This window comes from Sphingobium sp. (assembly GCA_023266575.1).
GTDB lineage: Bacteria > Pseudomonadota > Alphaproteobacteria > Sphingomonadales > Sphingomonadaceae > Sphingobium.
In genome coordinates this window covers 94,769-118,178 of record JAHFPV010000013.1, presented here as the reverse complement: position 1 = coordinate 118,178, position 23,410 = coordinate 94,769, and the positions used below count along the sequence as shown (strand labels likewise).

Sequence of the window (23,410 nt, the reverse complement as noted above, 5' to 3'; positions counted from 1 at the left end):
TTTCCCGCTGCGCCTTCAGTTCGCGAAGCTGATGCCGATCCACAGCGTGCGCGGGGTGCCCAGGTCCATCGACCCGCCCGCATTGCGGGCGACGATCGCCTTGTCGAACAGATTTTCGCCCCGCGCCACCAATGTCACGCCAGGGCCGACCGGCAGCCGCGCAATCGCGTCGACGGTCAGCGCGTCGGGCAGGACGTCGCTTTGCAGGTCATCCTCATATTGTTTGGCGACATAGCGCAACGTGGTGGACAGGGTCGGTCCCTGCGCCGGGCTGTAGGCGATCGTCGCGCTGGCGGCATGACGCGGGCTTTGTGCCGGGGTCAGGCCGTTGAAAGCAGCGCCAGGGGCGTGGACGCGGCTGTGACTATAGGCGTAGGAGGCCGACAGGCGCAGGTCGCCCAGCGCTGCCGCTGCGGTCAGTTCGATCCCCTTGGCGACGATGCGATCGACATTCTGCCGCTTGCGCGTGTTGGCGACCAAAGGATTTGTCACATTGGCGATGGCATCGTCCAGCCGGTTGTAGAAAGCGGTGGCGGACAGGGTGACACCCGGTGCCGGGGTCAGGTCGATGCCCCCCTCTGCGCCCTTCAGCTTTTCGGGGGTCAGCGCATCATTGGCTTGGGTCGTGATCGGAAAGACCACGAAAGGCCGATAGAGTTCATTCAGCGTCGGCAGGCGGAAGCCGCTATAGGCCGCGCCGCGCACGGCAATGGCCTCGCTCGCCCGGTAGAGCGCGCCGACCCGGCCCGACACTTCCCAGTCGGACCGGTCGGCAAAGGCGCTATTGGTCGCCGCCCCGGTGGTGGCGCTCACCTGCCGATAGAAACCGTTGCGGATCGACCAGCGATCGGTTCGCACTCCGCCGGTCAGGACCAGATTACCGATCGTCCAGTCATCCTCGACAAAGACGCCGCTGGTCAGCTCTTCGCCCCCGGCATGGCGGCGGAAGGTCGCCGGGTTGCTCGTGATATTGGCGTTAAAGGCGTCCTCGAACATATCGCCGGTGGCAAAGCGGGTATCGACGCCGATGCGCAGCAGATGGTTGCCGCCAACCGGCGGGCGCAGTTCGATCTTGCCGCCAAGCCCGGTGGAAGGCGTGTTGCGCTGGTCGAGCGACTTGCGGAAGGTCGAGGCCGACATGACGATGTTGGAGAAGTTGCGCGCCTGGATATAGGCCAGCGCATCGACCTGCCAGCGTCCGCGATTGATATAGCGTATGCTGGCGTCCTGCCCCTGGCTCATACTGTCCGCGCCTGCAAATCGCAGCGTGCGGTTATCCTGAAACAGGGTCGCGCGAAATTGCAGTTCGGCGGTGGTGGAAATGGGTGCGACCGCACGCAAATTGGTGGACCAGCCGTCATAGGCGGCAGGCACGGTCGCGCCGACGCGCTGGCTCTTGGGCGTTGTCTGGAACCCGTCGCCCCGGTCCCATCGGCCCGACAGTGACACATAGCCGCTGCCAAGGTCCGGGGTCAGGCTGGCGGACAATTCGGTCGAATTGCGACTGCCGTAAAAGCCGCTCGCAGCGAAGCTCGGCAACTGGTCGCGCGTGGCGCTGGCCAGTTCGATGGTGCCAGCCACCGCCCCCGCACCAAACGCACCAATGCCGCCGCCGCGCGTCACCCGGACGACCGACAGCCGGTCAGGCACCAGCGCGCTGAACGGAATATAGCCGAAAAAGGGATCGGCCATCGGCACGCCGTCGAGCAGCACCAGCGTCCGGCTCGACGCGTTGCCGCCCAGCGCGCGCAGGGTCGCCCCTTGCGCTGAAGGGTTGGCGGATCGGCTGTCGGAGCGGCGAAACTGCTGGAACCCCGCAACATCGCCCAGCACGCTTTCGATCCGCCCCGACGCGCTGTCCTGCAACCGGGCGCGCTCGATCACGACCGATCCATAGGCCGGGGTGCCGGGCGGCAGCGACAGGCCGGTGCCGGTGACGATGATGGACGGCGTGTCGCCCGCATCGTCCGGCGCCTGAGCCAGCGCGGCCGTGGTAATGGACAAGAGCAAGGCGGGCAGGACGATAATTTTCATGGCGATCCCCTCGACGCCCCTCTCTTTATTTTCCATCGTCTTTGCAAACGGAAAGGGGCCGCATCCCTGTTTAGGATGCAGCCCCCGCCCCGTGACATTGTTCCTTGGGTCGATCAGCCGATCAGAAGAACAGGATCGCCCCAGCGGCCAGCGCGTCTGAACTGGCCTTGTTGTCATTATGCGCTTTCGACGTCGTGTGGACATATTCGCCCAACAGCGTGACCCAGCTGTTCAGGCCATAGCGCAGTTGCCCGACCCAACTGCCATTCTTGTCCACCAGCAGCGGATTGGCGAGCGCATCGGCGGCATTGGCATAATCGAGATGGCTTTCGCCATAGCTGGCCCCGACCGAGATTTTGCCGAATGTCGCAAGACCCTGAAGATAGAAGCCATGGCTGTCGCGGCGATTGCCAAGGCCATCTGTGTCGAACAGGTTGAGCGCCGTCGTGCCCAGGCCCGACGCATCATAATAGGTGCCAACCACCGTGATCGGCCCGAACGTGACCTTCGCACCCGCGTCCCAGCCCCAGCCGGTATAGTCCGGCCCGGCGATCACATTATGCTTCTGGCTGATCCCCGACAGCCACAGCCGCGTCGCGACATCGCCCAGCTTGCCATCATAGACGAATTTGGCCTGGAAGCCGGGCTGCTTGTTCGATTCAGCTGGCCCCGTCAGGGAAGAAAGCGGCTCGAAAATGCCGATGCTGGCGGTGAAGCCATTGAAACTGGGCGTCGTATAAGTGATCTGCGGCTGGAAATCGGTGTAGATGTAGCCGGTGCCGATGCGCCCCAATGTTGTGTTGGATGGCGCGACATTGCCCGCAGGCGTGCCCGATGACAGCAGGGTGATGTCATTGAGGATCGCTTCTGACCCGAACAGGCCGATGTCGCGACCAATCTTTACCTCGCCAAAGCCGGCCCGGCCAAAGGTCAGATAAGTCTGGCGAAAATCGATCCCGGCGGTCTGGAGCGCACGGGGATTGCCGGGGCCGTTGGCCCCGCCCGCCGCTGCATAATTGACCGAGTTGATGCCCGGATACATGCCGAAATGCGCGCCGACATCCCAGCCTGCCTGTGTCGTCATCGCCTCCACCTTCAGGAAGCCAGGCAGCAGCCCGTTGCGGACCGCCGAACTATTGCCGCCAACCGTCGCCACGCCGCCCACGACGGTGTTGGTGGCGCTGGGTGCCTCGCCATTGTCATGGACGTAGAAGCCATTGACCGAACCGGAGAATTTGAGCGTGACGTCGCCCATTTGCAGCCCCACGCCGCTGTCGGCCATGCGGACAAGCGGCTTGCCACCCGACGCATCAGGGGTAACCGGCGGTGCCTGTGCGGCCTCGGCGCTCTGGCCCTTCACCAGATCCTGATATTCCTCATCGGTCAGGATGCCCTTTTCATGCAGGCGCTTGAGCAGATCGGCAGTGGTACCGGCCATGGCCGGTGCAGCGGTGGCGGCGAGCAGCAGCGCGCCCGCCGCGCTCATCAGGCGCAACGTCCTTTTCATATCATCCTCCCGTTCGTGACGCCGGTTTCCCCCCGGCTGAAGCAGGAGAGTGGCGGGCGCGGATGGACGGGGAAATTGGACTTAGGTTCTCATCCCTTCGGACAGGACGAGCGCGTCGCCTACGGTCGCGATCAGTGGCTGATCAGACCGACGATCCGCACCAGTTGCGATTCCCGGCGGCACCCGGTCTTGTCGTAGATGCTGCGCAGTTGCACCTTCAATGTCTCCGCTGACACGGATCGTGCGGCCGCAATGTCGGCGCGGGACTGGCCCGCCGCCAATCGGATAGCGATGTCCGCTTCGGCCGGGGTCAGGCTGAATGTCCGCATCAGCAGCTGGACATGACGATCGCTTGGCGCACCGACCCGTGCGATCACGATGGCGCGCGGCGCGAAGGGCAGGGACCAGGGGCGGCTCGGCAGTGGATAAATTTCAAGCATGATTCCAACGCCCCCGGCGTCGTCGCCCAGCGCGACCGGGTCAGCCGCGCGGCTGGGCGGGTCGATCACGGTGCGGACGGCGCGGGTGATGGCGCGGCTTTCGTCCGCCCGTTCGCTTGCCAGCCAGCCGTCGCTCACCCTGATACGGCTGGTCGCCAGCAGCGCTTCGGCGCGCGGGGTCATGCCCCCGACCCGGCCCGTCGCATCGAGCAGCCAGCAGGCCCGGTCCATCGCCTCGAACGTGCCCGACAGCAGGGAAAATCCCTGCTGCTCGATCGCGCGCTGGAGCCGCACGGCGGTGCGGGCGTGGCCCGCAATCTCGCCGAACAGGTCACGCTGTTCCTGCGTCGTGCGCCCGTCCTTGCTGTCGCGCAGCAGCGCCAGCCCGATCATCCCTTCCCGTCCGGCCAGAAGGCGGGTCTGGCAGCCGTCGAAAATGTCGAAATCGGCGCACAGGTCGAGATAGTCGTCGGACCGCAGCGACTGGCGGGCGACGTCATAATGGGCTTCGTGGACGATTGGGGGATTATCCGCCAGCCCGTCGGCGGCGACACGGAAGTTCAGGTCGGGCCGGGACTGGTCGATTTCGGCGGTCTTGGCGATGATGCTGTCATCAATGTCGCTGATCCAGTTGAAGCCGCTGGCACCGGGACCAAAGCCGATCAATTGCCCATGACGCGAGCCCGTAGCATTGGCCATGGCCCTGATCGCCCCGTCCCAATTTTGCGGATCAAGCGCGGCGGACAGAAACAAGTCCGCCCATTTATCCCCATCCGTGGCGTATGACGCCATCCCCAAAACCCCCACAGTCCCGTGGGTATCCGTTGCGCAATATGCCAGTGAAGTCAAATAAACGGCGAGAATAATATCTTATAATTCTTGACGATATTGATCTGGATTAATCCAAATCAGGCCGCCTGCGCCAGCGCCTCTTCCCGCACGGCACAGAACATCCGGCAGGGGGGAATATTACGCCATTCCAGTTCATCGCTGACCCGCCCGAACACCGGGTCCAGCAGGCGGCGGACATAGCGCGAATATTGATAGACCAGAAACGCCCCGCCCGGCCGCAATGCAGCGCGTGTCTCGGCGCAGATCGCCGCGCCCACGCCATCTGGCAGCGTCGAAAAGGGGATACCGGACAATATATAGTCGGCTTGGGGCTGCCCCGCTTCCCGAATGAAACGGCGTACATCAGCTGCCGATCCATGCACGACCTTGAGCCGTGGATCGTCGAACTGCGCCTCCAGATAGGCGACGAAATCCAGGTTCAGGTCGATCGCCAGCAGGGTGGCGTCGGGATGCAGCCGGTCGAGGATCGCCTGGGTGAAAGTACCCACCCCCGGTCCATATTCGACGAACAGCCGTGTATTGTGCCAATCGACCTGATCCAGCATCCGGTTCACCAGCGCGGCGGACGAGGGGATGACCGATCCGATCATGCCGGGATGTTTGACAAACTGGCGGAAAAACATGCCCCATTGCTGGAAGAACCGGCCCGCTCCTGCCTTGCCGCCCGATATGTTTTTCTTTTTCAAGGGTATGGAGGCCATCACTATCCGTCTGTCTATGGTCGTGGTCGGGCGTCGCAAATATCGGCGCGACTGGCAAGCTGCTTTGCATGTGCATGACAAGGAACGCATAGGCGGCAGATGGTTTCCTTTGCCGCCTGCGCGTTTCGTTAATCCCGCTCCCGCCCGCGCAACATACCCGGCGCGACGAAGCCGATCGGATCGACCTGCATCGCCTTCTGCTTCAGCGTCGCCTGGATCTTTTCATATTCATGCTCCATTTCCGGTGTGACCGACGCGCGCGTTTCCTCCAGCGCTGCCTCGAAATGCGCCATCGTCACCTTGTCGACCGACAGCGACTGGCGCAGTGCGAACAGGCCCGCCCGCCTTGCGAGGTCCTCTAGATCCGCGCCAGTGAAGCGCTCGGTCCGCTCCGCCAGCGATGCCAGATCGACTTCGTCGGCCAGCGGCATCTTGCCCGTATGGATCGACAGGATGCGCTGACGCCCCGCCTGATCGGGGACCGGCACATAGATCAGCTCATCGAACCGCCCCGGCCGCAGCAGCGCCGGATCGACCAAAGTGGGCCGGTTGGTCGCGCCGATGACGACGACCGACTGCAACTCCTCCAGCCCGTCCATCTCGGCCAATATGGTGTTGACCACCCGCTCGGTCACTTGCGGTTCGCCCATGCCATTGCCGCGCGCGGGGACCAGGCTGTCGAGTTCGTCGATGAAGATGACGGTCGGCGCCACCTGCCGTGCGCGGGCGAACAGCCGGGCAATCTGCTGCTCGCTCTCGCCATACCATTTGGATAGCAGATCGCTCGATTTGGTCGCGATGAAATTGGCCTGCGCCTCCCGCGCCACCGCCTTGGCCAGCAAGGTCTTGCCGGTGCCGGGCGGGCCATAGAGCAGGAAGCCCTTGGCCGGGCGGATGCCGATGCGGCGGAAGGCGTCGGGGTCTTTCAGCGGCAGCTCGACCCCTTCCTTCAACCGCATCTGCGCCTCGTCCAGCCCGCCAATGTCGGACCAGCCGATATTGGGCGCCTGCACCATCACTTCGCGCATCGCCGAGGGTTGGACCCGCTTGATCGCCGCCATGAAATCGTCGCGCGTAACCGACAATTCCTCCAGTACGTCCGGCGGAATCGTCCCGTCCTCCAGATTGAGGCGCGGCATGAAACGGCGCACCGTCTCGATCGCCGCCTCGCGGGTCAGCGCGGCCAGATCCGCCCCGACAAAGCCGTATGTCATGCGCGCCAGTTCCGACAGGTCGACCGTGTCGCCCAGCGGCATTCCGCGCGTATGGATACCCAATATCTCGCGCCGCCCGCGCTCGTCGGGAACGCCGACCACAATCTCGCGGTCGAAGCGGCCGGGACGTCGCAGCGCCTCGTCAATCGCTTCGGGGCGGTTGGTTGCCGCGATCACCACCAGATTGGTGCGCGGCTCCAGCCCGTCCATCAGGGTCAGCAATTGCGCGACCAGCCGCTTTTCCGTCTCGCCGGTCACCTGTCCCCGCTTGGGTGCGATCGAATCGATCTCGTCGATGAACAGGATCGACGGCGCAGCCTTGGCCGCTGCCTCGAAAATCTCGCGCAGCTGCTTTTCGGATTCGCCATAGGCCGACCCGACAATTTCCGGGCCGTTGATCAGGAAGAATTCGGCCTCTGATTCATTGGCGACGGCGCGCGCCAGTCGGGTCTTGCCCGTCCCTGGCGGACCATGCAGCATCACCCCGCGCGGCGGATCGACGCCGAGCCGCTGGAACAGTTCGGGGTAGCGCAAAGGCAGCTCGACCATTTCGCGCAACTGGTCGATCGTGTCGGCCATGCCACCGACATCGTCATAGGTCACGTCCGCGCGACGCGCCTCCTTGGGTTCCTCATATTCGGGGCGCAGCTCGACCTCGGTCTCGGCGTCGATATGGACGATCCCTTTGGGGATGGTCGACACGACCACCAGCCGGATTTCCTGCAAGGCATAGGCCGGCGCGGCCAGCATCTGGCGCAGCTGGGGCGGCATGTCGCCGGGCGGCACCTGTTGCTGACCCGCGGTTGCAACCACATCACCAGCCGTCAGCGGTCGCTGAAAGAATACGCGCTTCAAGGCTTCGGGATGGCCCTGAAGCCGCAGATTATTTTGTGCAGGTGCGAACACAACTCGCTGCGCAGCGCGCGATTCCAATTTGTCGATATGCACGAAGTCGCCGGAGCCGACCCCGGCATTGGCGCGCTGCAACCCGTCGAGGCGCAGCACGTCAAGTCCTTCATCTTCCTTATAGGGTCGCACCACCCGCGCGGCGGTCGATCGCTTGCCGATGATCTCGACCACATCGCCTTCGGCCAGGTTCAACTCCGCCATGACCGCCAGGGGCAGCCGCGCCAGCCCGCGTCCGGCATCTTCCGGCCGCGCATTGGCGACCTGAATCCGCCGTCCCGTGCTGTCCTCTTGCGCCATGATGCTATCCTGTCCTTGTCGCTTCCGTAACGAGATAGGAAACGCCAGAGCCAGAAAAAGGGGGCAGGTCCGAAACGAATGGCACAAAAAAAGGGCCGACCCAAAGGCCAGCCCGGAAAGTTTTAGGAGAGGATGCCTGAAAGGCACCCCCTATGTGCAGCGCGGCAGACTTTATTGCAAGTGCGAAAAGAAAAGAGGAGTTGCAGAAAATGCATCTTGCCATTTTGGAGATTTTCCTGCTCAGTGCGGTCAGGATGCTTGGGACCGGCTGGCTCTGCGATCGACAAAAAGACATGATGCGACGCAGCGCACCGGCTTCGGATTAGTGAATAGAGATGCGCAGACTGCCGCCACTTACGGCCCTGGAGGCCTTTGTTCAGGTAGCCCGCCTTGGCTCGGTCAAGGCGGCGGCAGAGGAACTCGCGCTTTCGACTCCAGCGCTCAGCCGGCGCGTTCAGGCGCTCGAACGCTTCATCGGTCGCCCCCTGTTCGACCGCAAGCATCAGGCGCTGGAAATCAATGCCGAGGGGCAAAGACTGCTCGACGATATCGCCCCGGCCCTCGATTCCCTCGCCCAAGCGCTGGAAAATATCCAGAGCGGCGGCAACCAGCTGCGCCTGCGGCTGGCGGTCATGCCGCTGTTCGCAACGCAGCGGCTCTTCCCCCATCTGGGCGCGCTGCGCACGCTGCACCCGCAATTGCACATCGACATCGAAACGACGCCCTATGCTGTCGCGCGGCTGGGCGAAGGGTTGGACGCAGCGATCGTGCTGGCCAAGGATATTGATGCAGCGCTCTACGCGCATGAGCTGGACCATGACGAAATCTATGTCATCGGCGCCCGATCCCTGCTCGAAACGCCCAATGCGCTGACGTCGCCGGAGGAACTGGCACGGCATACAGTGCTGCTCCACCGCGACATGCCGCTGGCGTTCGATGCGTGGAAGGAAGCGGTCAGCCTGCCCGAACTGCAGCCGCTGGCGATCGATAATTATGATTCGGGCCAGTTGATGCTGGAAGCCGCAGCCCAGGGGTTGGGCGTCGCCTTCATGCACGCCAGCCATTTCAAGGAAGCAGCCGATAGCAGGCTGGTCCGCCTGTTCCCGATCCGGGTCGAAAGCCCCTATCGCTATTATTTCGTCTGCCGCCCCCGCGCGCTCCAGACCCGCGCCGTGCGCATCTTCCGCGACTGGCTGGTAACAGCTGATATTTGAGAATGGGCTTTGCCCATTCGTGCCGCACCGGCCCTCACAGATTTTTCTCTGTCTTGGCTCTTAACCTTGTTTCGCGACCGCCGTTATAGCCAACATGACTGGGGCCATTTCACCTTCCGCTAGCCCGCAACATGGGCTGACCGACCGACTGGCACGATGGGCGAAAGGCCTGTCGGGCAAGCCTGATGAGGAGGCGACTGCGGAAGATCAGCGACCCCGTCCCGGCTCCGCATCCAGCCGCGAAGTGAACCGCCGCCGCCAACTCTATGGCGAGATTGGCGACTTTCTGTTCGCCCATGATCTGGACCTGACGCCCATCAATTTCAGCGTCGCGCTCGACTATCTGACCGGCGCGAATATCGGCGTGGAAAAGGCGATCAAGGCCGTGCTGATGGAGCGCGGCAAGATCACCAACGGCTGGATCGAATCAGTCGCCGCCGATCAACGGGCCGATGAAGTCACGCCCGATTCGCTGGCCACGATGCTGGACAAGGTCGAGGAAAACCTGACCCAGTTTACCGGCCTGATGCACGAATCGCGCAATTCGGCGAAGGATTATGGCGCCGCTTTGCAGGAACAGGCCAAGGGCCTGGCCGAGGGCAGCGATGCCGAACCCGTGCTGGCGCGTCTGGTGGGCCTAACCCGCTCGATGGTCGAAAAGACCCGGCTGGTCGAAACTCAGTTGCGCGACAATCAGAAGCAGACGCAGGCGCTCAAATCCAGCCTGGAAAATGCCCGCCGCGCTGCCGAACATGACCATCTGACCGGCCTGCCCAACCGTCGCGCTTTTGAAGGCGTGCTGCGGGAGGAAGTGAAGCTGGCGCAGGATAATGGCGAGACGCTGTCAGTCGCCTTTTGCGACATCGACCATTTCAAGCATGTCAACGATACCCATGGCCATGACACGGGCGACCGGGTGCTGAAATTCGTCGCCGGGCTGCTCGCCAAGGCGTCCGACGACCATTGTCACGTCGCCCGCCATGGCGGCGAGGAATTTGTCATGCTGTTCCGGGGCAAGACCGCCGCTGAAGCGTGCGAAGCCGTAGATGCGGTGCGTGAGGACTTGGCCACCCGTAGCCTGGTCAACCGCTCCAATGGCGAACGGATGGAACGGGTCAGCTTTTCCGCCGGCGTCGCCAATGTGCTGGCCTATGACGACCCTCGCAGCGCCCTCAAGGCCGCAGACCGCGCCCTCTACCTGGCCAAGGAACATGGCCGCAACCGGGTCTATCTGGCGGCGGAGACGGATTGAAAGGGAGACGCGCTTTAGCGTCCCTTAAAAATCCGGCTTCTCATAATGGGGCGGCGGGGTGATCACCTCCATCCGTTCCGACAGGAGCGGGCGGAAGGACGGGCGTGATTTGAACCCCGCATACCAGCGCCGTACCGGCTCATGCCCCTGCCAGTCGATGCCACCCAGATAATCCGCCACTGACAGATGCGCTGCCGCGGCAATATCGGCGAGGCTCAGCGTGCCGCCCGCCATCCAGCTGCGATGGTCGAGCAGATAGTCCATATAATCCATATGCACATTTGCCCGCTTCATCGCCTCGCGCAGGATGCGGGCGTCGGGCGGGGCGCGCTCGGTCAGGCGTTTCTTCATCCGCTCGTGCAGCAGCGGGCCGACCACATCGCCATAGAAATTCTGGTCGAAAAAGGCGGTCAGCCGCCGCACTTCCGCCCGGCCGGCCGCCGTGCCGGAGATGAGCGGGAATTTCTCCACCGTCTCCTCGAAATATTCGCAGATCGCCTGGCTGTCGATCAGGGTGATGCCCTTGCCCTCTTCCACCATCACCGGCGTGGTGCCAGCCGGGTTCAGATCGAGAAATTCGTCGCGCATCAACCAGGGCGATTCGCGCACCAGGTCATAGCCGACGCCCTTCTCCCCCAGCAGAAGGCGGACCTTGCGGGAGAAGGGGCAAAGCGGAAATTGATAGAGAAGCCACATAGGCGATTCCTGTTAGGCGTGCCTGCGCGCGGGGGAAAGCGACAAAATGCGGAACGGTCAATCAAGAGCTTCGGTCATATCGACCAAAAGGATGATGATAAACAGCATGAACAGCGCTTCCGGTCTCGGCGTCTGGACGATAGAAGGCCAGCCAAACAACGGTTTCGTTACGGAAAGGATGCCCGATGTCTGACGATTTTTTCCCGGTGCCGGAGGATTGGGCCAAAAATGCGCTGATGGACAAGGCGGCCCGCGCCGCCGACTATGCCCGCTCGATCGACGATGCCGACGCCTATTGGCTGGAACGGGCGCAGCGTCTCGACTGGATCACGCCCCCCACCCGCGCGAATGAAAGCAGCTTTGCCGAAGCCGATTTCGGCGTCAAATGGTTCGCCGACGGCGTGCTGAACGTCAGCGCCAACTGTATCGACCGCCATCTGACGACACGCGCAGACCAGACCGCGATCATCTGGGAACCCGATTCGCCCGACGCGCAGCCGCGCCGCTACAGCTACGCGCAGGTCCATGAGCAAGTGTGTCGCTTTGCCAATGTGCTGAAAGCTGCAGGCGCGCGCAAAGGCGACCGCATCACCCTCTATCTGCCGATGATCCCAGAGTCTGCCTTCGCCCTGCTCGCCTGCGCCCGGATCGGCGCGGTCCACAGCGTCGTGTTCGGCGGCTTTTCCCCCGAAGCGTTGGCCGGGCGTATCATCGATTGCGATTCCACGCTTGTGGTGACCGCCGACGAAGGCCGTCGCGCGGGCAAGGCGGTGCCGCTCAAGGCCAATGTCGATGCAGCGCTGAAGGATTGCCCCAGCGTCAAGACGGTGATCGTCGTGCAGGCGACCGGCGGCGCGGTGACCATGGCACCGGGTCGCGACCTGTGGCTGCACGAGGAAGCGGCCAAAGCGTCTCCCGACTGCCCGCCCGAACCGATGAATGCGGAGGACCCGCTGTTCATTCTCTACACGTCGGGATCGACCGGCAAGCCCAAGGGCGTGCTGCACACGACCGGCGGCTATCTGCTCTGGGCGTCGCTGACCCACGAACTCTGTTTCGACTATCGGCCCGGCGACATCTACTGGTGCGCCGCCGACATTGGCTGGGTCACCGGCCACAGCTATATCGTCTATGGCCCGCTGGCGAACGGCGCGACGACGTTGATGTATGAAGGTGTCCCCAATTACCCGACGCCCGCCCGCATCTGGGAAGTGGTCGACCGGCATCAGGTCCAGACCATCTTCACCGCCCCCACGGCGCTGCGCGCACTGATGAAGGAGGGCGACGAATTCGTCCATTCGACCAGCCGCAAATCGCTCCGCCTGCTCGGCACCGTCGGTGAGCCGATCAACCCGGAAGCCTGGCGCTGGTATCACAGCGTCGTGGGCGAAGGGCGCTGCCCGATCATCGACACCTGGTGGCAGACCGAAACCGGCGCGGCGATGATCGCGCCGACACCGGGCGCGACCGACCTCAAGCCTGGCTCCGCCACCCTGCCGATGCCCGGCGTGGTGCCGCAGATCGTCGATGCGGAGGGCCAGGTGCTGGAAGGCGCGACCGAGGGTAACCTGGTCATCGCGCAAAGCTGGCCGGGCCAGATGCGCACCGTCTGGGGCGATCATGATCGCTTCTTCCAGACCTATTTCACCACCTTCCCCGGCAAATATACCACTGGCGACGGCGCGCGGCGCGATGCGGACGGCTATTACTGGATCACCGGGCGCGTTGATGACGTCATCAACGTGTCGGGCCACCGCATGGGCACGGCGGAGGTGGAAAGCGCGCTGGTATTGCATGAAAGCGTCGCCGAAGCCGCCGTCGTCGGCTTCCCCCACGACATCAAGGGCCAGGGCATCTACGCTTATGTGACGCTCAACGCGCATGAAGAGCCAAGTGACGAGTTGCGCAAGACGCTGGTCAAATGGGTCCGCACCGAAATCGGCCCGATCGCCACGCCGGACGTGATCCAGTTCGCGCCGGGCCTGCCCAAGACCCGGTCAGGCAAGATCATGCGTCGTATCCTCCGTAAAATTGCGGAGGGCGAAGTGTCGGCGCAGGCGCTAGGGGATACCAGTACGCTGGCCGATCCGTCCGTAGTCGACAATCTGGTCGCGAACCGGCAGGGTTAGGCGCAGCCAATCCAAAGGAGCTGTCATGGACCGCTATACCTCTGTCGCCCGCGCCCTGCACTGGATCATGGCGGTCCTGATCATCGTCAATCTGGCCCTTGGCATCGCCCATGACGCGCTGCCCAAGGACTGGGCGGTGATGCCGGTCCATAAGTCGCTGGGCCTGACCGTGCTGGCGCTGACGCTGGTGCGGCTGGCCTGGCGCATCGGCTACCGCCCCCCGCCGCTCCCCGCCTCCATGCCCGGTTGGGAGAAAGCGGCGGCGCACGCCACCCATTTCATCTTTTATGCCTTCATGATCCTGGTGCCACTGACCGGCTGGATCATGACATCAGCCGGCACGCGACCGCTCAACTGGTTCTTCCTGTTCGACGTGCCCAAATTCGCAGTGACCAAGGGCGATATCCTCGTCGGCCTGTCCGGCGAGGGGCATGAGATCATGGGCTTCGCCTGGGCCGCGCTGATCATCGTCCACATCGCTGCTGCGCTGCGCCATCATATCGTGCTGAAGGACAATGTGCTGCGGCGGATGTTGTAACGGCTTTTGATCATAAGCTGACAGTTCGGCTTTGGTTTCCCTACCACTTGCGGGAGAGGCTATATCCTAACCGTAACTAAACCATCTCGCCCGTCAGCAACCGTGGCAGCGCGCCTGACTGCCCGCGCGCCTCGGCCATGAAACGACCTTTCAGCAGCGAGGTCCGCTGCACCGCAGCCAGCCCCGCGCGCCGCGCCAACGCGGGCAACCGCCCCGGCACATCGAACAGCCGCACCAGCCCGTCCATCGCCACGCTGACCGACAGCGAATCCAGACTGCGCCAGCGCTGGAAGCGCGCCAGTAATTGCGCATCACCCGGATCAAGGCCTAGCCGCTTGCCCTCGACCAACACCTCGACCAGAGCGGCGACATCGCGGAAGCCCAGGTTCAAGCCCTGCCCTGCAATCGGGTGGATCGCATGAGCGCTGTCGCCGACCAGCGCCAGCCGCGTGTCGGTGATCCGCGCGGCATGGTGAAAGCCCAAGGGGTAGGAGGATCGCGGCCCGGCCAGACTAATCTCGCCAAGGAAACCACCGATCCGCTTCTGCGCTTCGGCCAGCCAGGCGCGCTCGGACAATTTGAGCATTGCGGGTGCCTGTTCCGTTGGCACCGTCCATACTATCGCCGATCGTGTGCCGGGCAGCATCGGCAGCAGCGCGAACGGGCCGCCAACATAGAAAATCTCATAGGCCGTATTGGCGTGCGGCACTTCATGGTCGATCGCGCTGACCATGGCGGTATGCTTATATTGCCAGCGCGTGGTGCGGATGCCCGCCGCCTCGCGCGTTGGGCTGTTGCGCCCCTCCGCCGCGATCAGCAGCGCGCCCCGGATCGTCGCCCCGCTCGCCAGCGTCAGCGTCACGCCATCGGCATTGCGATCGACATGGATCGCGCGGTCGGGCTGGAAGCGGGTGAGATGGCTCGCCCCCGCCGCCGCCTGTGCCAGCGCGATACGCAGGTCGCGATTGGGGATCATCGTCCCCATCACGCCATCGTCGGCGTCCGGCACGAAATCGAGCGCTCCCGGCTCCAGCCCGTCGCTGACCCAGATGCGATCGATCGGGCAGCCTTTCCCTTCCAGATAGGGCGCGACCCCGATCGCCGAGAGCATCGCGAAGCTGGTCGAACTGATCGCCGACACGCGGCCGTCAAAGCCGGTGGCAGTGGTATCCACCGGATCGGCGGGGTCGATCACGGCGCAGCGCACGCCATGGCCGGAAAGGGCGATGCCAAGGGTCAGGCCGACAAGACCACCACCCAATATCACGACGTCGAAGCGTTCCATTCGGGTTATCTAGGCGCTTGGGAGCCGGTTGGGAAGCGGGTGCGCGCGCCCTACGCCCGAAAGGACAGGGTGCAGCACCATACAAAAACTCCGTTCGCCCTGAGCCTGTCGAAGGGCCGTCCTTCCTTTCAAGAAAAAACGACAGGGCTTCGACAAGCTCAGCCCGAACGGGGTTTGGAATCATCCGCCGGTTACAGCATCCGCACCCAGCCCGCCGGATCCGCCACCGTCCCACGCTGAATACCGGTCAGTTCCGCCCGCAGCGTTTCGGTGACGATGCCGCCATCGCCATTGCCGATGGTGAAGTCGCCATCCACGCTCTTGACCGTGCCGATCGCGGTGACGACCGCCGCGGTGCCGCAGGCGAACGCCTCGCGCAGCTTGCCGCTGGCCGCATCGGCGCGCCACTGGGCGAAGCTGTAAGGCTCTTCGCGCACGTCATGCCCCTTGGCGCGCGCCAGGGTGATGATCGAATCGCGGGTGATGCCGGGCAGGATGGTGCCGCCCAGCGGTGGGGTGACGATCGACCCGTCGTCCATGACGAAAAAGACGTTCATGCCGCCCAGTTCCTCAACCCACTTATTTTCCGCCGCGTCCAGAAACACGACCTGATCGCAGCCATGGCCGATCGCTTCCTTCTGCGCGATCAGCGACGCGGCATAATTGCCGCCGCATTTGGCAGCGCCGGTGCCGCCCCGCGCCGCGCGGGTGAAATGTTCCGACACCCACAGGGTCACGGCCTTCTTGCCACCCTTGAAATAGGCACCGGCAGGCGAGGCGATGACGCAGAAAATATATTCGTTGGAAGGGCGCACACCCAGGAAATTCTCGCTCGCGAACAGGAAGGGGCGCAGATAGAGGCTGCCTTCCCCGCCCGGAATCCATTCGGCATCGATCTGCACCAGCGCCTCGACCGCCTCCAAAAATATGTCCTGCGGCAGTGCGGGCATCGCCATGCGCTCGGCCGATTCGGCAAAACGACGGGCATTTTCCTCCGGGCGGAACATGGCGATGCTGCCATCTTCCAGCCGATAGGCCTTCATCCCTTCAAAGATTTCCTGCGCATAATGCAGCACCGCGCAGGCCGGGTCGATCTGGAACGGCTCACGCGGGCCGACCGCATGGCTGTGCCAGCCCTGCCCTTCGGTGTAGCGGATCGTCACCATATGATCGGTAAAAATCCGCCCGAAACCGGGGTCCGCCAGCAATACGGCACGCTCGTCCACCGACACAGCCCTGGGGCTTGGGGTGACGGTAAAGCGCGATGTCTGCTCGACGTCCATAGTCTGTCTCCTTGGGTTGGACGGCGTGCCTATGTCACAAATAGGCGCATGAAACAACGTCAACTATGCTGACCCATCAGGCCATTGCGCCCATGCTGGCCTCTTGGCGCTTTCTCGCCACCCCGCTATCGCTCGGCCATGCACTTTTTTTCCGACAATGCGACCCCGGTTTGCCCGCAGGTGATGGCGGCGATGGCAGCCGCCGACAGCGCCGACCATGGCTATGATGGCGACCGGTGGAGCGCCAGGCTGGACGGGGCTTTCTCCGCCCTGTTCGACACGCAAGTCCGGGCGCTGTGGATCGCGACCGGCACGGCGGCCAACAGCATCGCGCTGGCGACGCTCTGCCCGCCCTATGGCGGGGTGATCTGCCATGAAGCAGCGCATATCGTCGTCGACGAATGCGGCGCGCCCGGCTTCTTCACCCATGGCGCCAGTCTGATGACGCTGCCGGGGGATGGCGCGAAGCTGACCCCCGACGCGGTCAGCGCGCGGCTGGCTACGATCCGCCCGGATGTGCATCAAATACCCGCCCGCGCGATCAGCATCACCAATGCCACCGAATATGGCCGCGTCTATGCCCCCGATGAGGTCGCCGCGCTGGGTGCCATCGCCCGCACCCATGGCCTAGGCTTCCACATGGACGGCGCACGCTTCGCCAATGCGGTGGCGCATCTGGGCTGCGCGCCCGCGGAGCTGACGTGGCGCGCCGGAGTCGATGCGCTCAGCTTTGGCTGCGTCAAAAATGGCGGAATGATCGGCGAAGCCTTGCTGTTCTTCGGACACCAAGCAGACGCCCGCGCCGCTGAGGCTGCCCGCTGGCGCAAACGGTCGGGGCATCTTTTCTCCAAGGGCCGTTATCTCGCCGCGCAGATATTGGCGATGGTCGAGGATGACCTGTGGCTGACCAACGCACGCGCCGCCAATGCCGCCGCGCAGGCATTGGCGCAAGCCGTGCCGGATCGCCTGCTCCACCGGGTCGAAGCGAATGAGCTGTTCATCCGCCTGACCGCTGCCGAAGCCGCCATGCTGCGCGCCCAAGGCTTTGATTTCTACGACTGGAGCGAAGGGGCCGCACGGCTGGTCACCAACTGGTCGCAAGACGCCGCGAGCGTCGCGCCACTCGCCGCCGCACTGCGGGCGCTCGACCATGGCTGAGCCCACCGCGAAGGGTGGCATCCTCTTCCCCTTCATCCTCGTCACGCTGATCTGGAGTTCGACCTGGATCGTCATCCGCGACCAGATTGGCAGCGTGCCAGCCAGCTGGTCGGTTTGCTATCGCTTCGCGCTGGCCGGGGTGGTCATGGCCGTCTTTTGCCGGATGCGCGGTGTATCTCTCCGTATCGGCGGCGCGGGACTGGTCTTTGCCGCGTTGCTGGGGACGGCGCAATTCGTCCTCAATTTCAACTTCGTCTATCGCGCCGAACTCACCCTGACATCGGGTGTCGTCGCCGTGATCTACGCCATGCTGCTCATCCCCAACTCCATCCTGTCCTTCCTGATCTTCCGCCAGCCCGTCGGCCGCGCCTTCATCGCCGGGTCGGGGATCGCGATGACCGGCATTGCGTTGATGCTGACCCATGAATATCGCGCCGCCGGCATCGCGCCGGGTGACGTGCTGATGGGTGTCGGCTTCGCTGTCGCCGGACTGCTGAGCGCGTCTGCCGCCAATGTCATGCAGGGGATGGAGATTGCCCGCCGCCTGCCGATGATAGCCGTGCTGACCTGGGCGATGCTGATCGGCGCAGCGGTGGACGCGGCCTATGCACTCGCCACGGTCGGCCCGCCGGTGGTCGAATGGCGCGCGGGTTATTGGCTGGGCGTCGCCTGGCTGGGGCTGGCCGGATCAGTCGTCACCTTCCCGCTCTATTTCCGCCTGATCCAGCGCATGGGCGCGGGCCGCGCGGCTTACACCAGCGTCCTCATCCCGATCATCGCGATGCTCATTTCCACGCTGGTGGAGGGATATCGCTGGACCGGGCTAGCCGCTGGTGGCGCCTTGCTGGCGATCGCAGGCATGGCGATCGCACTGCGGGCGAAGGCGGGGTAAATTCCCCCGCCCTCGCGTCGGTTCAGCCGCGCAACACGCCGCCCAGCTTCTGCGCGGCCTTGACGATCGCCGCGCTGATCGCGTCCAGTTCTTCCTGGGTAAAGCTCTTCTCGCCCGGCTGGAGGGTGACTTCGATCGCAAGGCTCTTGCTGCCTTCATCCACGCCCGGTCCAGTAAAGACATCGAACAGACGCGCATCGACAATCGCTTTCTTGTCCGCGCCCTTGACCGCCCGGACCAGCGCATCGGCCTCCACGGCGTCAGCCACGACAAAGGCGAAATCGCGCTTCACCGCCTGCAGGGCGGGCGGCGCATAGGGCGCGCGCATGAAGCCGGTCTTGCGCTTGCCCGGTATCGCGTCGAGGAAAATCTCGCCCGCCACCACCGTGCCGCTCAGTCCGAACTGCTTGGCCAAGGCCGGATGCAGCACGCCATATTCGGCCAACACCGCTTTTGACCCCAGCCGCAACGTCCCCGACTGACCGGGATGATAGGCCCCCGATGCCTCTCCGAAACTCTGGAGATTGGCAACCGGCGCGCCCGCCGCCGCAAGCAGCGCCAAGATGTCAGCCTTGGCATCATAGGCGGTGAAGGGCTGGGCCTTGCCATCCTGCCAGCTGCGCGGCTGCTTCTCGCCCGCCAGCACGAAGCCGACGGTCGCCCGCTCGCCCTGCTTGAAATAGCGCCGCCCCAGCTCGAACAATCGCACCGACGCCGCGCCGCGATCCATATTGCGACGGCTGGCCGACAGCAGGCCGGGCAGCAGCGACGGCCGCATGACCTTCAAATCCTCCGAAATCGGGTTGGCCAGCACCCACTGCCCCCCGCCCACGGAAGCGGCCTCCTTTTCCGACAGGAAGGACCAGTTGATCGCCTCGGCAAGGCCGCGCGCCGCCGCCGTCCGGCGCACCCGGCGCTCGACCAGCTGCTCAGGCGTGGCGGTGGGACGGGCAACGCCCGGCATACGCGGCAGCGGGGTGGAGGGTACATGCTCCAGCCCGACGATGCGCACCACTTCCTCGACAATATCGGGCCAGCTATCGACGTCGCGCCGCCAGCTTGGCACGGTGATCGACCAGGTGCCCGGCACGATCACCGGCACGCCATCCTCATAATCGGTGCGGTTTTCCTGCCCGCCCACGACAAAGCCCAGACTTTCGAGGATGCGTTTCTGCTCGTCCGCCGCCACATAGACGCCCGCCAGCGTCAGGCACTGGTCGGGCGTATAGTGCACGACTTTTGGCGTCACCGGCGGCGCACCCGCGCGGGTTGCCTCGCTGGGCGTGCCACCGCACAAATGCGTCACCAGACTGGTCGCGATCGACAGGCCATCGTCCAGAAAGGCCGGATCGACCCCACGCTCGAACCGCCCGCGCGCGTCGGATGTCAGGGTCAGCTTCTGCCCGGTCATCGCGATCCGTTCGGGCGTAAAGTAAGCGCATTCGATCAGCACGTCGGTGGTGCCATCCTGCGCGCCCGAATGTTCGCCCCCCATGATGCCGCCAATGTCATGCACCGCTTCGTCGTCGGCGATGACGGTCATCGTCTCGTCAACCGTATAGGTCTTGCCATTGAGCGCCAGCACCTGCTCGCCCGGCTTGCCCTTGCGCGCCACCAGCCCGCCCTTCAGGCTCGCCATGTCATAGACGTGCAGCGGACGGCCCAGGTCGATCATGATATAGTTGGTGATGTCCACCAAAGTGCTGATCGGCTTCTGCCCGATCGCCTTCAGACGCTTGGCCATCCAGTCGGGCGACTGGCCATTGGTCACGCCGCGCACGGTCCGCGCGAAGAAGGCCGGACAGCCCTCCACATCCTCGGTCCGCACATCCGGCCCCGCGCCAACGCCCGCAATCTCCGGCACGATGATGACATTGAGCGTCCCCAGCCCCGCCGCCGCCAGATCGCGCGCAATACCGCGCACGCCCATGCAGTCCTGCCGGTTGGGCGTGATCGACACGTCGATGACCGGATCGTTCAGCCCCGCCCAGTCGGCATAGACCTGCCCCACCGGCGCGTCCGCATCCAGTTCGATGATGCCGTCATGATCGTCACCCAGTTCCAGCTCGCGCGTGGAACACATCATGCCATTGGATTCGACACCGCGGATCGCCGTCTTTTTCAGCACCATGCCATTGGCGGGCACCACCGCGCCCTCAGTCCCGAACACGCCGACAAGCCCCGCGCGCGCATTGGGGGCGCCGCACACGACCTGCAACGGATTGCCGTCGCCATGGTCGACGGTCAGCACTTGTAACTTGTCGGCCTGCGGATGGCGTTCGGCGGTCAAGACCTTCGCGATCTTGAAGCCACCCAGCTTCTCCGCCGGATTTTCGACGCCCTCGACCTCCAGCCCGATGGCGTTGAGCGTCTTGAGGATCATCGCAAGGTCGGCATCCGTCTTGAGATGCGTCTTGAGCCAGCTCAGGGTGAACTTCATGCGCCCACTCCCCCGCTCAGCGTCGGCACGTCCAGCGCCGAAAAGCCATAATGTTTGAGCCAGCGCAGATCGCCGTCGAAGAAGGCCCGCAAGTCGTTCATCCCATATTTGAGCATCGCCAGCCGGTCGACCCCGGTGCCAAAGGCAAAGCCCTGCCACTCATCCGGGTCCAGCCCGCACGCCTCGATCACCCGCCGGTTGACCATGCCGCTGCCCAACACTTCCAGCCAGCCGCCGTCCGCCGCATCGCCGTCCCCGCCAATGACACGCTGGCCGTTGACCAGCGTATAGCCGACATCGACCTCGACAGAGGGTTCGGTGAAGGGGAAGTAGCTGGGGCGCAGCCGCAGGACGATATCCTCCCGCTCGAAAAAGGCTTTGAGGAAGGTTTCCAGCGTCCATTTGAGATGCCCCAGCGTGATCCCCTTGTCGATCACCAGCCCCTCGATCTGATGGAACATCGGCGTGTGGGTCGCATCTGAGTCGCTGCGATAGACGCGGCCCGGCGCAATGATGCGGATCGGCGGCGGCGTCGTCATCATCGTGCGAATCTGCACCGGCGAGGTATGGGTCCGCAGCAGCATCCGCTTCTGCCCCTCCTCGTCGGGGAAGTAGAAAGTATCGTGCATGGCGCGCGCCGGGTGCGTCTCAGGAATATTGAGCGCGGTGAAATTATGCCAGTCATCCTCGATCTCCGGTCCGGTCGCGACCGAGAAACCCAGATCAGCGAAGATTTCCGCCAGTTCGTCCATCACCTGGCTGACAGGATGCACGCTGCCCTGCGGATCAAGATCGGCGGGCAGCGTCATGTCGATCTTCTCAGACGCCAGCCGCGCGTCGAGCGCCGCCTGCTCCAGCGCCGCCTTTTTCGCGGCGATCGCGGCGGTCACGGATTCGCGCAGATCCTGGATGGGCGGGCCTTTTTCCAGTCGCTCGTCCGGCGACATGCCGCCCAGCGTCTTGAGCAGGCCGGTAATGACTCCGCTCTTGCCAAGCGCGCCAACGCGCAACGCCTCGACTGCGTCCAGCGTGTCCGCGACGGCAATGTCGGCAATCAGCCCGGCTTTCAATGCGCTAATGTCTGTCATCTACTGTCATTCCTGAGGAGCGGAAACATAGGCGCGCCTTAGCGAGGCGCGCCGTGCAAGGGAAGGCTTACGCCCGCGCGCCCAGCAATGCGCCGCCAAAACCGATGAACATCACGCCGGTCGCCCGGTTGAACAGGCGCTGGCGGTTCACCGGTGCCAGCCAACGGGCCAGTTTGATCCCGCCCAGCGCATAAGCAGCCTGCCAGCCCAATTCGATCACGACGAAGCTGATCACCAGGATCGCCAGCTGCATCCCGAACGGACGGGCAGGGTCAATGAACTGGGGAAACAGCGCGGCGGCGAAGATGATCAGCTTGGGGTTGGACAGGCCGGTCAGCAGCCCGGTCAGATAGAGCGCGCGATCCGAACGCTTGGACACCGCGCCATCAACCCCGCCAACCGGCGCGCGCCAAGCCTTGATCCCCAGCCAGACCAGATAGGCAACGCCCGCGTAACGCAGCACGTCGAACAGGCGCGGCGAGGCCTTGAGCAACGCCCCCAGCCCCAGCGCCGACGCGATCAGGCACAGTAGCACCGCGCTCATCAGCCCCGCCATCGTCGCCAGCGCGCGGCGCGGACCATGGGCGATGCTCTGCGTCATCACATGCAGCATGTTCGGCCCCGGCGTGGCGGAGATCAGGAACACGGCGGTCACATAAAGCCACCAGAGATGCAGCGACATGGGGTTGGTCCTCATGATGGCGGCTCATCATAAAATCCGTTCGCCCTGAGCCTGTCGTAGGGCCGTTCTTTCCTTCAAGAAAGTGCGGGGCTTCGACAAGCTCAGCCCGAACGGGGATTAGTGTGGCCAGAAAACAAAAAGGGCGCCGGAAGCATCTGCCCCGGCGCCCTTTTGACGATCTTGCGATCGACCGGCCTTATGCTGCGGGCAGCGCAGCCTTGGCCTGGGCGATGATGGCGCTGAACGCCTCGCCTTCGTGCATCGCAATGTCGGCCAGAACCTTGCGGTCCAGCTGCACACCGGCGAGCTTGAGGCCATGCATGAATTGCGAATAGGTCAGGCCTTCAGCGCGGACACCCGCGTTGATGCGCTGGATCCACAGGCCACGGAAGCTGCGCTTCTTAACCTTGCGATCGCGATACGCATACTGGCCGGCCTTTTCGACAGCCTGACGGGCGACGCGGATGGTATTCTTGCGACGGCCATAATAGCCCTTCGCCTGTACCAGAAGCCGCTTATGCTTGGCGCGGGTGGTTACACCCCGTTTGACGCGTGCCATTGTCCCTTACTCCTTACTTGAGGCCGTAGGGCGCCCAGAGGCGGACGTGAGCCACGTCGGCATCGGACAGCACGGAAGTACCACGGTTCTGGCGAATATATTTGGCATTGTGGCTGATCAGACGGTGACGCTTGCCAGCGACGCCGTGCTTGACCTTGCCGGAAGCGGTGAATTTGAAGCGCTTCTTCACACCGCTCTTGGTCTTGAGCTTGGGCATTTTCGTCTCCTTTGCGTAGCGCG

General features: G+C 64.0%; 19 protein-coding genes. 6 read left to right on the top strand and 13 right to left on the bottom strand.

Features of this window, described 5'->3' with window-relative positions; genetic code table 11:
- Positions 1-15: 15 nt before the first annotated feature.
- From Q0D44_RS13735 to Q0D44_RS13715, 5 genes are all read right to left on the bottom strand, one after another.
- Positions 16-2,034 carry a TonB-dependent receptor gene (locus Q0D44_RS13735; protein WP_294137136.1) on the bottom strand — a complete coding sequence of 673 codons (2,019 nt, stop codon included), beginning with the start codon at positions 2,032-2,034 and terminating at the stop codon, positions 16-18.
- 121 nt (positions 2,035-2,155) lie between these two features.
- Positions 2,156-3,541: a porin gene (locus Q0D44_RS13730; protein WP_294137135.1), complete on the bottom strand. Its 1,386-nt coding sequence runs from the start codon at positions 3,539-3,541 to the stop codon at positions 2,156-2,158.
- 131 nt (positions 3,542-3,672) lie between these two features.
- On the bottom strand, positions 3,673-4,773 hold the full coding sequence (locus Q0D44_RS13725) for a helix-turn-helix transcriptional regulator (protein WP_366009562.1): 1,101 nt from the start codon (positions 4,771-4,773) through the stop codon (positions 3,673-3,675).
- 116 nt (positions 4,774-4,889) lie between these two features.
- Positions 4,890-5,534, bottom strand: coding sequence for a methyltransferase domain-containing protein (locus Q0D44_RS13720; protein WP_294137133.1), 645 nt, complete (start codon positions 5,532-5,534; stop codon positions 4,890-4,892).
- Between the two features lie 128 nt (positions 5,535-5,662).
- Positions 5,663-7,954 (bottom strand): CDC48 family AAA ATPase, encoded by a 2,292-nt coding sequence (locus tag Q0D44_RS13715; protein ID WP_294137132.1) that lies wholly within the window; start codon positions 7,952-7,954, stop codon positions 5,663-5,665.
- A gap of 335 nt (positions 7,955-8,289) precedes the next feature.
- On the opposite strand from Q0D44_RS13715, the gene Q0D44_RS13710 reads away from it, so the two are divergent.
- Entirely contained in the window at positions 8,290-9,168 is an 879-nt protein-coding gene (locus tag Q0D44_RS13710; RefSeq protein WP_294137131.1) for a LysR substrate-binding domain-containing protein, read from the top strand.
- Positions 9,169-9,262: 94 nt separating this feature from the next.
- Positions 9,263-10,420, top strand: coding sequence for a GGDEF domain-containing protein (locus Q0D44_RS13705; protein ID WP_294137130.1), 1,158 nt, complete (start codon positions 9,263-9,265; stop codon positions 10,418-10,420).
- A 24-nt stretch (positions 10,421-10,444) separates the two neighbouring features.
- Here Q0D44_RS13705 and Q0D44_RS13700 read toward each other — a convergent pair whose 3' ends face one another.
- Positions 10,445-11,116: a glutathione S-transferase family protein gene (locus Q0D44_RS13700; protein ID WP_294137129.1), complete on the bottom strand. Its 672-nt coding sequence runs from the start codon at positions 11,114-11,116 to the stop codon at positions 10,445-10,447.
- Between the two features lie 185 nt (positions 11,117-11,301).
- On the opposite strand from Q0D44_RS13700, the gene acs reads away from it, so the two are divergent.
- Positions 11,302-13,245 (top strand): acetate--CoA ligase, encoded by a 1,944-nt coding sequence (acs, locus tag Q0D44_RS13695; RefSeq protein ID WP_294137128.1) that lies wholly within the window; start codon positions 11,302-11,304, stop codon positions 13,243-13,245.
- 25 nt (positions 13,246-13,270) lie between these two features.
- The gene (locus tag Q0D44_RS13690) at positions 13,271-13,783 is read left to right on the top strand and encodes a cytochrome b (RefSeq protein WP_294137127.1); all 513 of its coding nucleotides are present in this window, start codon (positions 13,271-13,273) and stop codon (positions 13,781-13,783) included.
- Between the two features lie 76 nt (positions 13,784-13,859).
- Here Q0D44_RS13690 and Q0D44_RS13685 read toward each other — a convergent pair whose 3' ends face one another.
- Positions 13,860-15,068, bottom strand: a complete 1,209-nt coding sequence (locus Q0D44_RS13685; protein ID WP_294137126.1) for an FAD-dependent monooxygenase — start codon at positions 15,066-15,068, stop codon at positions 13,860-13,862.
- 191 nt (positions 15,069-15,259) lie between these two features.
- Positions 15,260-16,351: a branched-chain amino acid aminotransferase gene (locus Q0D44_RS13680; RefSeq protein WP_294137125.1), complete on the bottom strand. Its 1,092-nt coding sequence runs from the start codon at positions 16,349-16,351 to the stop codon at positions 15,260-15,262.
- Positions 16,352-16,489: 138 nt separating this feature from the next.
- Here Q0D44_RS13680 and Q0D44_RS13675 point away from each other — a divergent pair, with 138 nt between their 5' ends.
- Together Q0D44_RS13675 and Q0D44_RS13670 are read left to right on the top strand one after the other, a co-directional pair.
- The gene (locus Q0D44_RS13675) at positions 16,490-17,509 is read left to right on the top strand and encodes a beta-eliminating lyase-related protein (RefSeq protein WP_294137124.1); all 1,020 of its coding nucleotides are present in this window, start codon (positions 16,490-16,492) and stop codon (positions 17,507-17,509) included.
- The gene (locus Q0D44_RS13670) at positions 17,502-18,401 is read left to right on the top strand and encodes a DMT family transporter (RefSeq protein WP_294137123.1); all 900 of its coding nucleotides are present in this window, start codon (positions 17,502-17,504) and stop codon (positions 18,399-18,401) included. Before Q0D44_RS13675 ends, Q0D44_RS13670 begins: the two co-directional genes overlap by 8 nt.
- Positions 18,402-18,423: 22 nt before the next feature.
- Here Q0D44_RS13670 and pheT read toward each other — a convergent pair whose 3' ends face one another.
- From pheT to rpmI, 5 genes are all read right to left on the bottom strand, one after another.
- A complete protein-coding gene (pheT, locus tag Q0D44_RS13665) occupies positions 18,424-20,841 on the bottom strand; it encodes a phenylalanine--tRNA ligase subunit beta (protein WP_294137122.1) in 2,418 nt (805 codons plus the stop codon).
- On the bottom strand, positions 20,838-21,929 hold the full coding sequence (gene pheS, locus Q0D44_RS13660; RefSeq protein ID WP_294137121.1) for a phenylalanine--tRNA ligase subunit alpha: 1,092 nt from the start codon (positions 21,927-21,929) through the stop codon (positions 20,838-20,840). Before pheS ends, pheT begins: the two co-directional genes overlap by 4 nt.
- A gap of 67 nt (positions 21,930-21,996) precedes the next feature.
- Positions 21,997-22,611, bottom strand: a complete 615-nt coding sequence (locus Q0D44_RS13655; RefSeq protein WP_294137151.1) for a LysE family translocator — start codon at positions 22,609-22,611, stop codon at positions 21,997-21,999.
- A 196-nt stretch (positions 22,612-22,807) separates the two neighbouring features.
- Positions 22,808-23,170: a 50S ribosomal protein L20 gene (gene rplT / locus Q0D44_RS13650; protein WP_006952270.1), complete on the bottom strand. Its 363-nt coding sequence runs from the start codon at positions 23,168-23,170 to the stop codon at positions 22,808-22,810.
- Positions 23,171-23,183: 13 nt separating this feature from the next.
- Positions 23,184-23,387 carry a 50S ribosomal protein L35 gene (rpmI, locus tag Q0D44_RS13645; protein ID WP_004208916.1) on the bottom strand — a complete coding sequence of 68 codons (204 nt, stop codon included), beginning with the start codon at positions 23,385-23,387 and terminating at the stop codon, positions 23,184-23,186.
- Positions 23,388-23,410 lie beyond the last annotated feature (23 nt).

Bases quoted from the DNA above. Each gene is read 5' to 3' on its own strand.
- pheT (WP_294137122.1), bottom strand. From the start codon at position 20,841: ATGAAGTTCACCCTGAGCTGGCTCAAGACGCATCTCAAGACGGATGCC.
- Q0D44_RS13700 (WP_294137129.1), bottom strand. From the start codon at position 11,116: ATGTGGCTTCTCTATCAATTTCCGCTTTGCCCCTTCTCCCGCAAGGTC.
- Q0D44_RS13715 (WP_294137132.1), bottom strand. From the start codon at position 7,954: ATGGCGCAAGAGGACAGCACGGGACGGCGGATTCAGGTCGCCAATGCG.
- Q0D44_RS13655 (WP_294137151.1), bottom strand. From the start codon at position 22,611: ATGTCGCTGCATCTCTGGTGGCTTTATGTGACCGCCGTGTTCCTGATC.
- acs (WP_294137128.1), top strand. From the start codon at position 11,302: ATGTCTGACGATTTTTTCCCGGTGCCGGAGGATTGGGCCAAAAATGCG.
- Q0D44_RS13670 (WP_294137123.1), top strand. From the start codon at position 17,502: ATGGCTGAGCCCACCGCGAAGGGTGGCATCCTCTTCCCCTTCATCCTC.
- Q0D44_RS13685 (WP_294137126.1), bottom strand. From the start codon at position 15,068: ATGGAACGCTTCGACGTCGTGATATTGGGTGGTGGTCTTGTCGGCCTG.
- Q0D44_RS13680 (WP_294137125.1), bottom strand. From the start codon at position 16,351: ATGGACGTCGAGCAGACATCGCGCTTTACCGTCACCCCAAGCCCCAGG.
- pheS (WP_294137121.1), bottom strand. From the start codon at position 21,929: ATGACAGACATTAGCGCATTGAAAGCCGGGCTGATTGCCGACATTGCC.
- Q0D44_RS13720 (WP_294137133.1), bottom strand. From the start codon at position 5,534: ATGGCCTCCATACCCTTGAAAAAGAAAAACATATCGGGCGGCAAGGCA.
- Q0D44_RS13705 (WP_294137130.1), top strand. From the start codon at position 9,263: ATGACTGGGGCCATTTCACCTTCCGCTAGCCCGCAACATGGGCTGACC.
- Q0D44_RS13735 (WP_294137136.1), bottom strand. From the start codon at position 2,034: ATGAAAATTATCGTCCTGCCCGCCTTGCTCTTGTCCATTACCACGGCC.
- rplT (WP_006952270.1), bottom strand. From the start codon at position 23,170: ATGGCACGCGTCAAACGGGGTGTAACCACCCGCGCCAAGCATAAGCGG.
- Q0D44_RS13730 (WP_294137135.1), bottom strand. From the start codon at position 3,541: ATGAAAAGGACGTTGCGCCTGATGAGCGCGGCGGGCGCGCTGCTGCTC.
- Q0D44_RS13675 (WP_294137124.1), top strand. From the start codon at position 16,490: ATGCACTTTTTTTCCGACAATGCGACCCCGGTTTGCCCGCAGGTGATG.
- Q0D44_RS13725 (WP_366009562.1), bottom strand. From the start codon at position 4,773: ATGGCGTCATACGCCACGGATGGGGATAAATGGGCGGACTTGTTTCTG.
- Q0D44_RS13710 (WP_294137131.1), top strand. From the start codon at position 8,290: ATGCGCAGACTGCCGCCACTTACGGCCCTGGAGGCCTTTGTTCAGGTA.
- Q0D44_RS13690 (WP_294137127.1), top strand. From the start codon at position 13,271: ATGGACCGCTATACCTCTGTCGCCCGCGCCCTGCACTGGATCATGGCG.
- rpmI (WP_004208916.1), bottom strand. From the start codon at position 23,387: ATGCCCAAGCTCAAGACCAAGAGCGGTGTGAAGAAGCGCTTCAAATTC.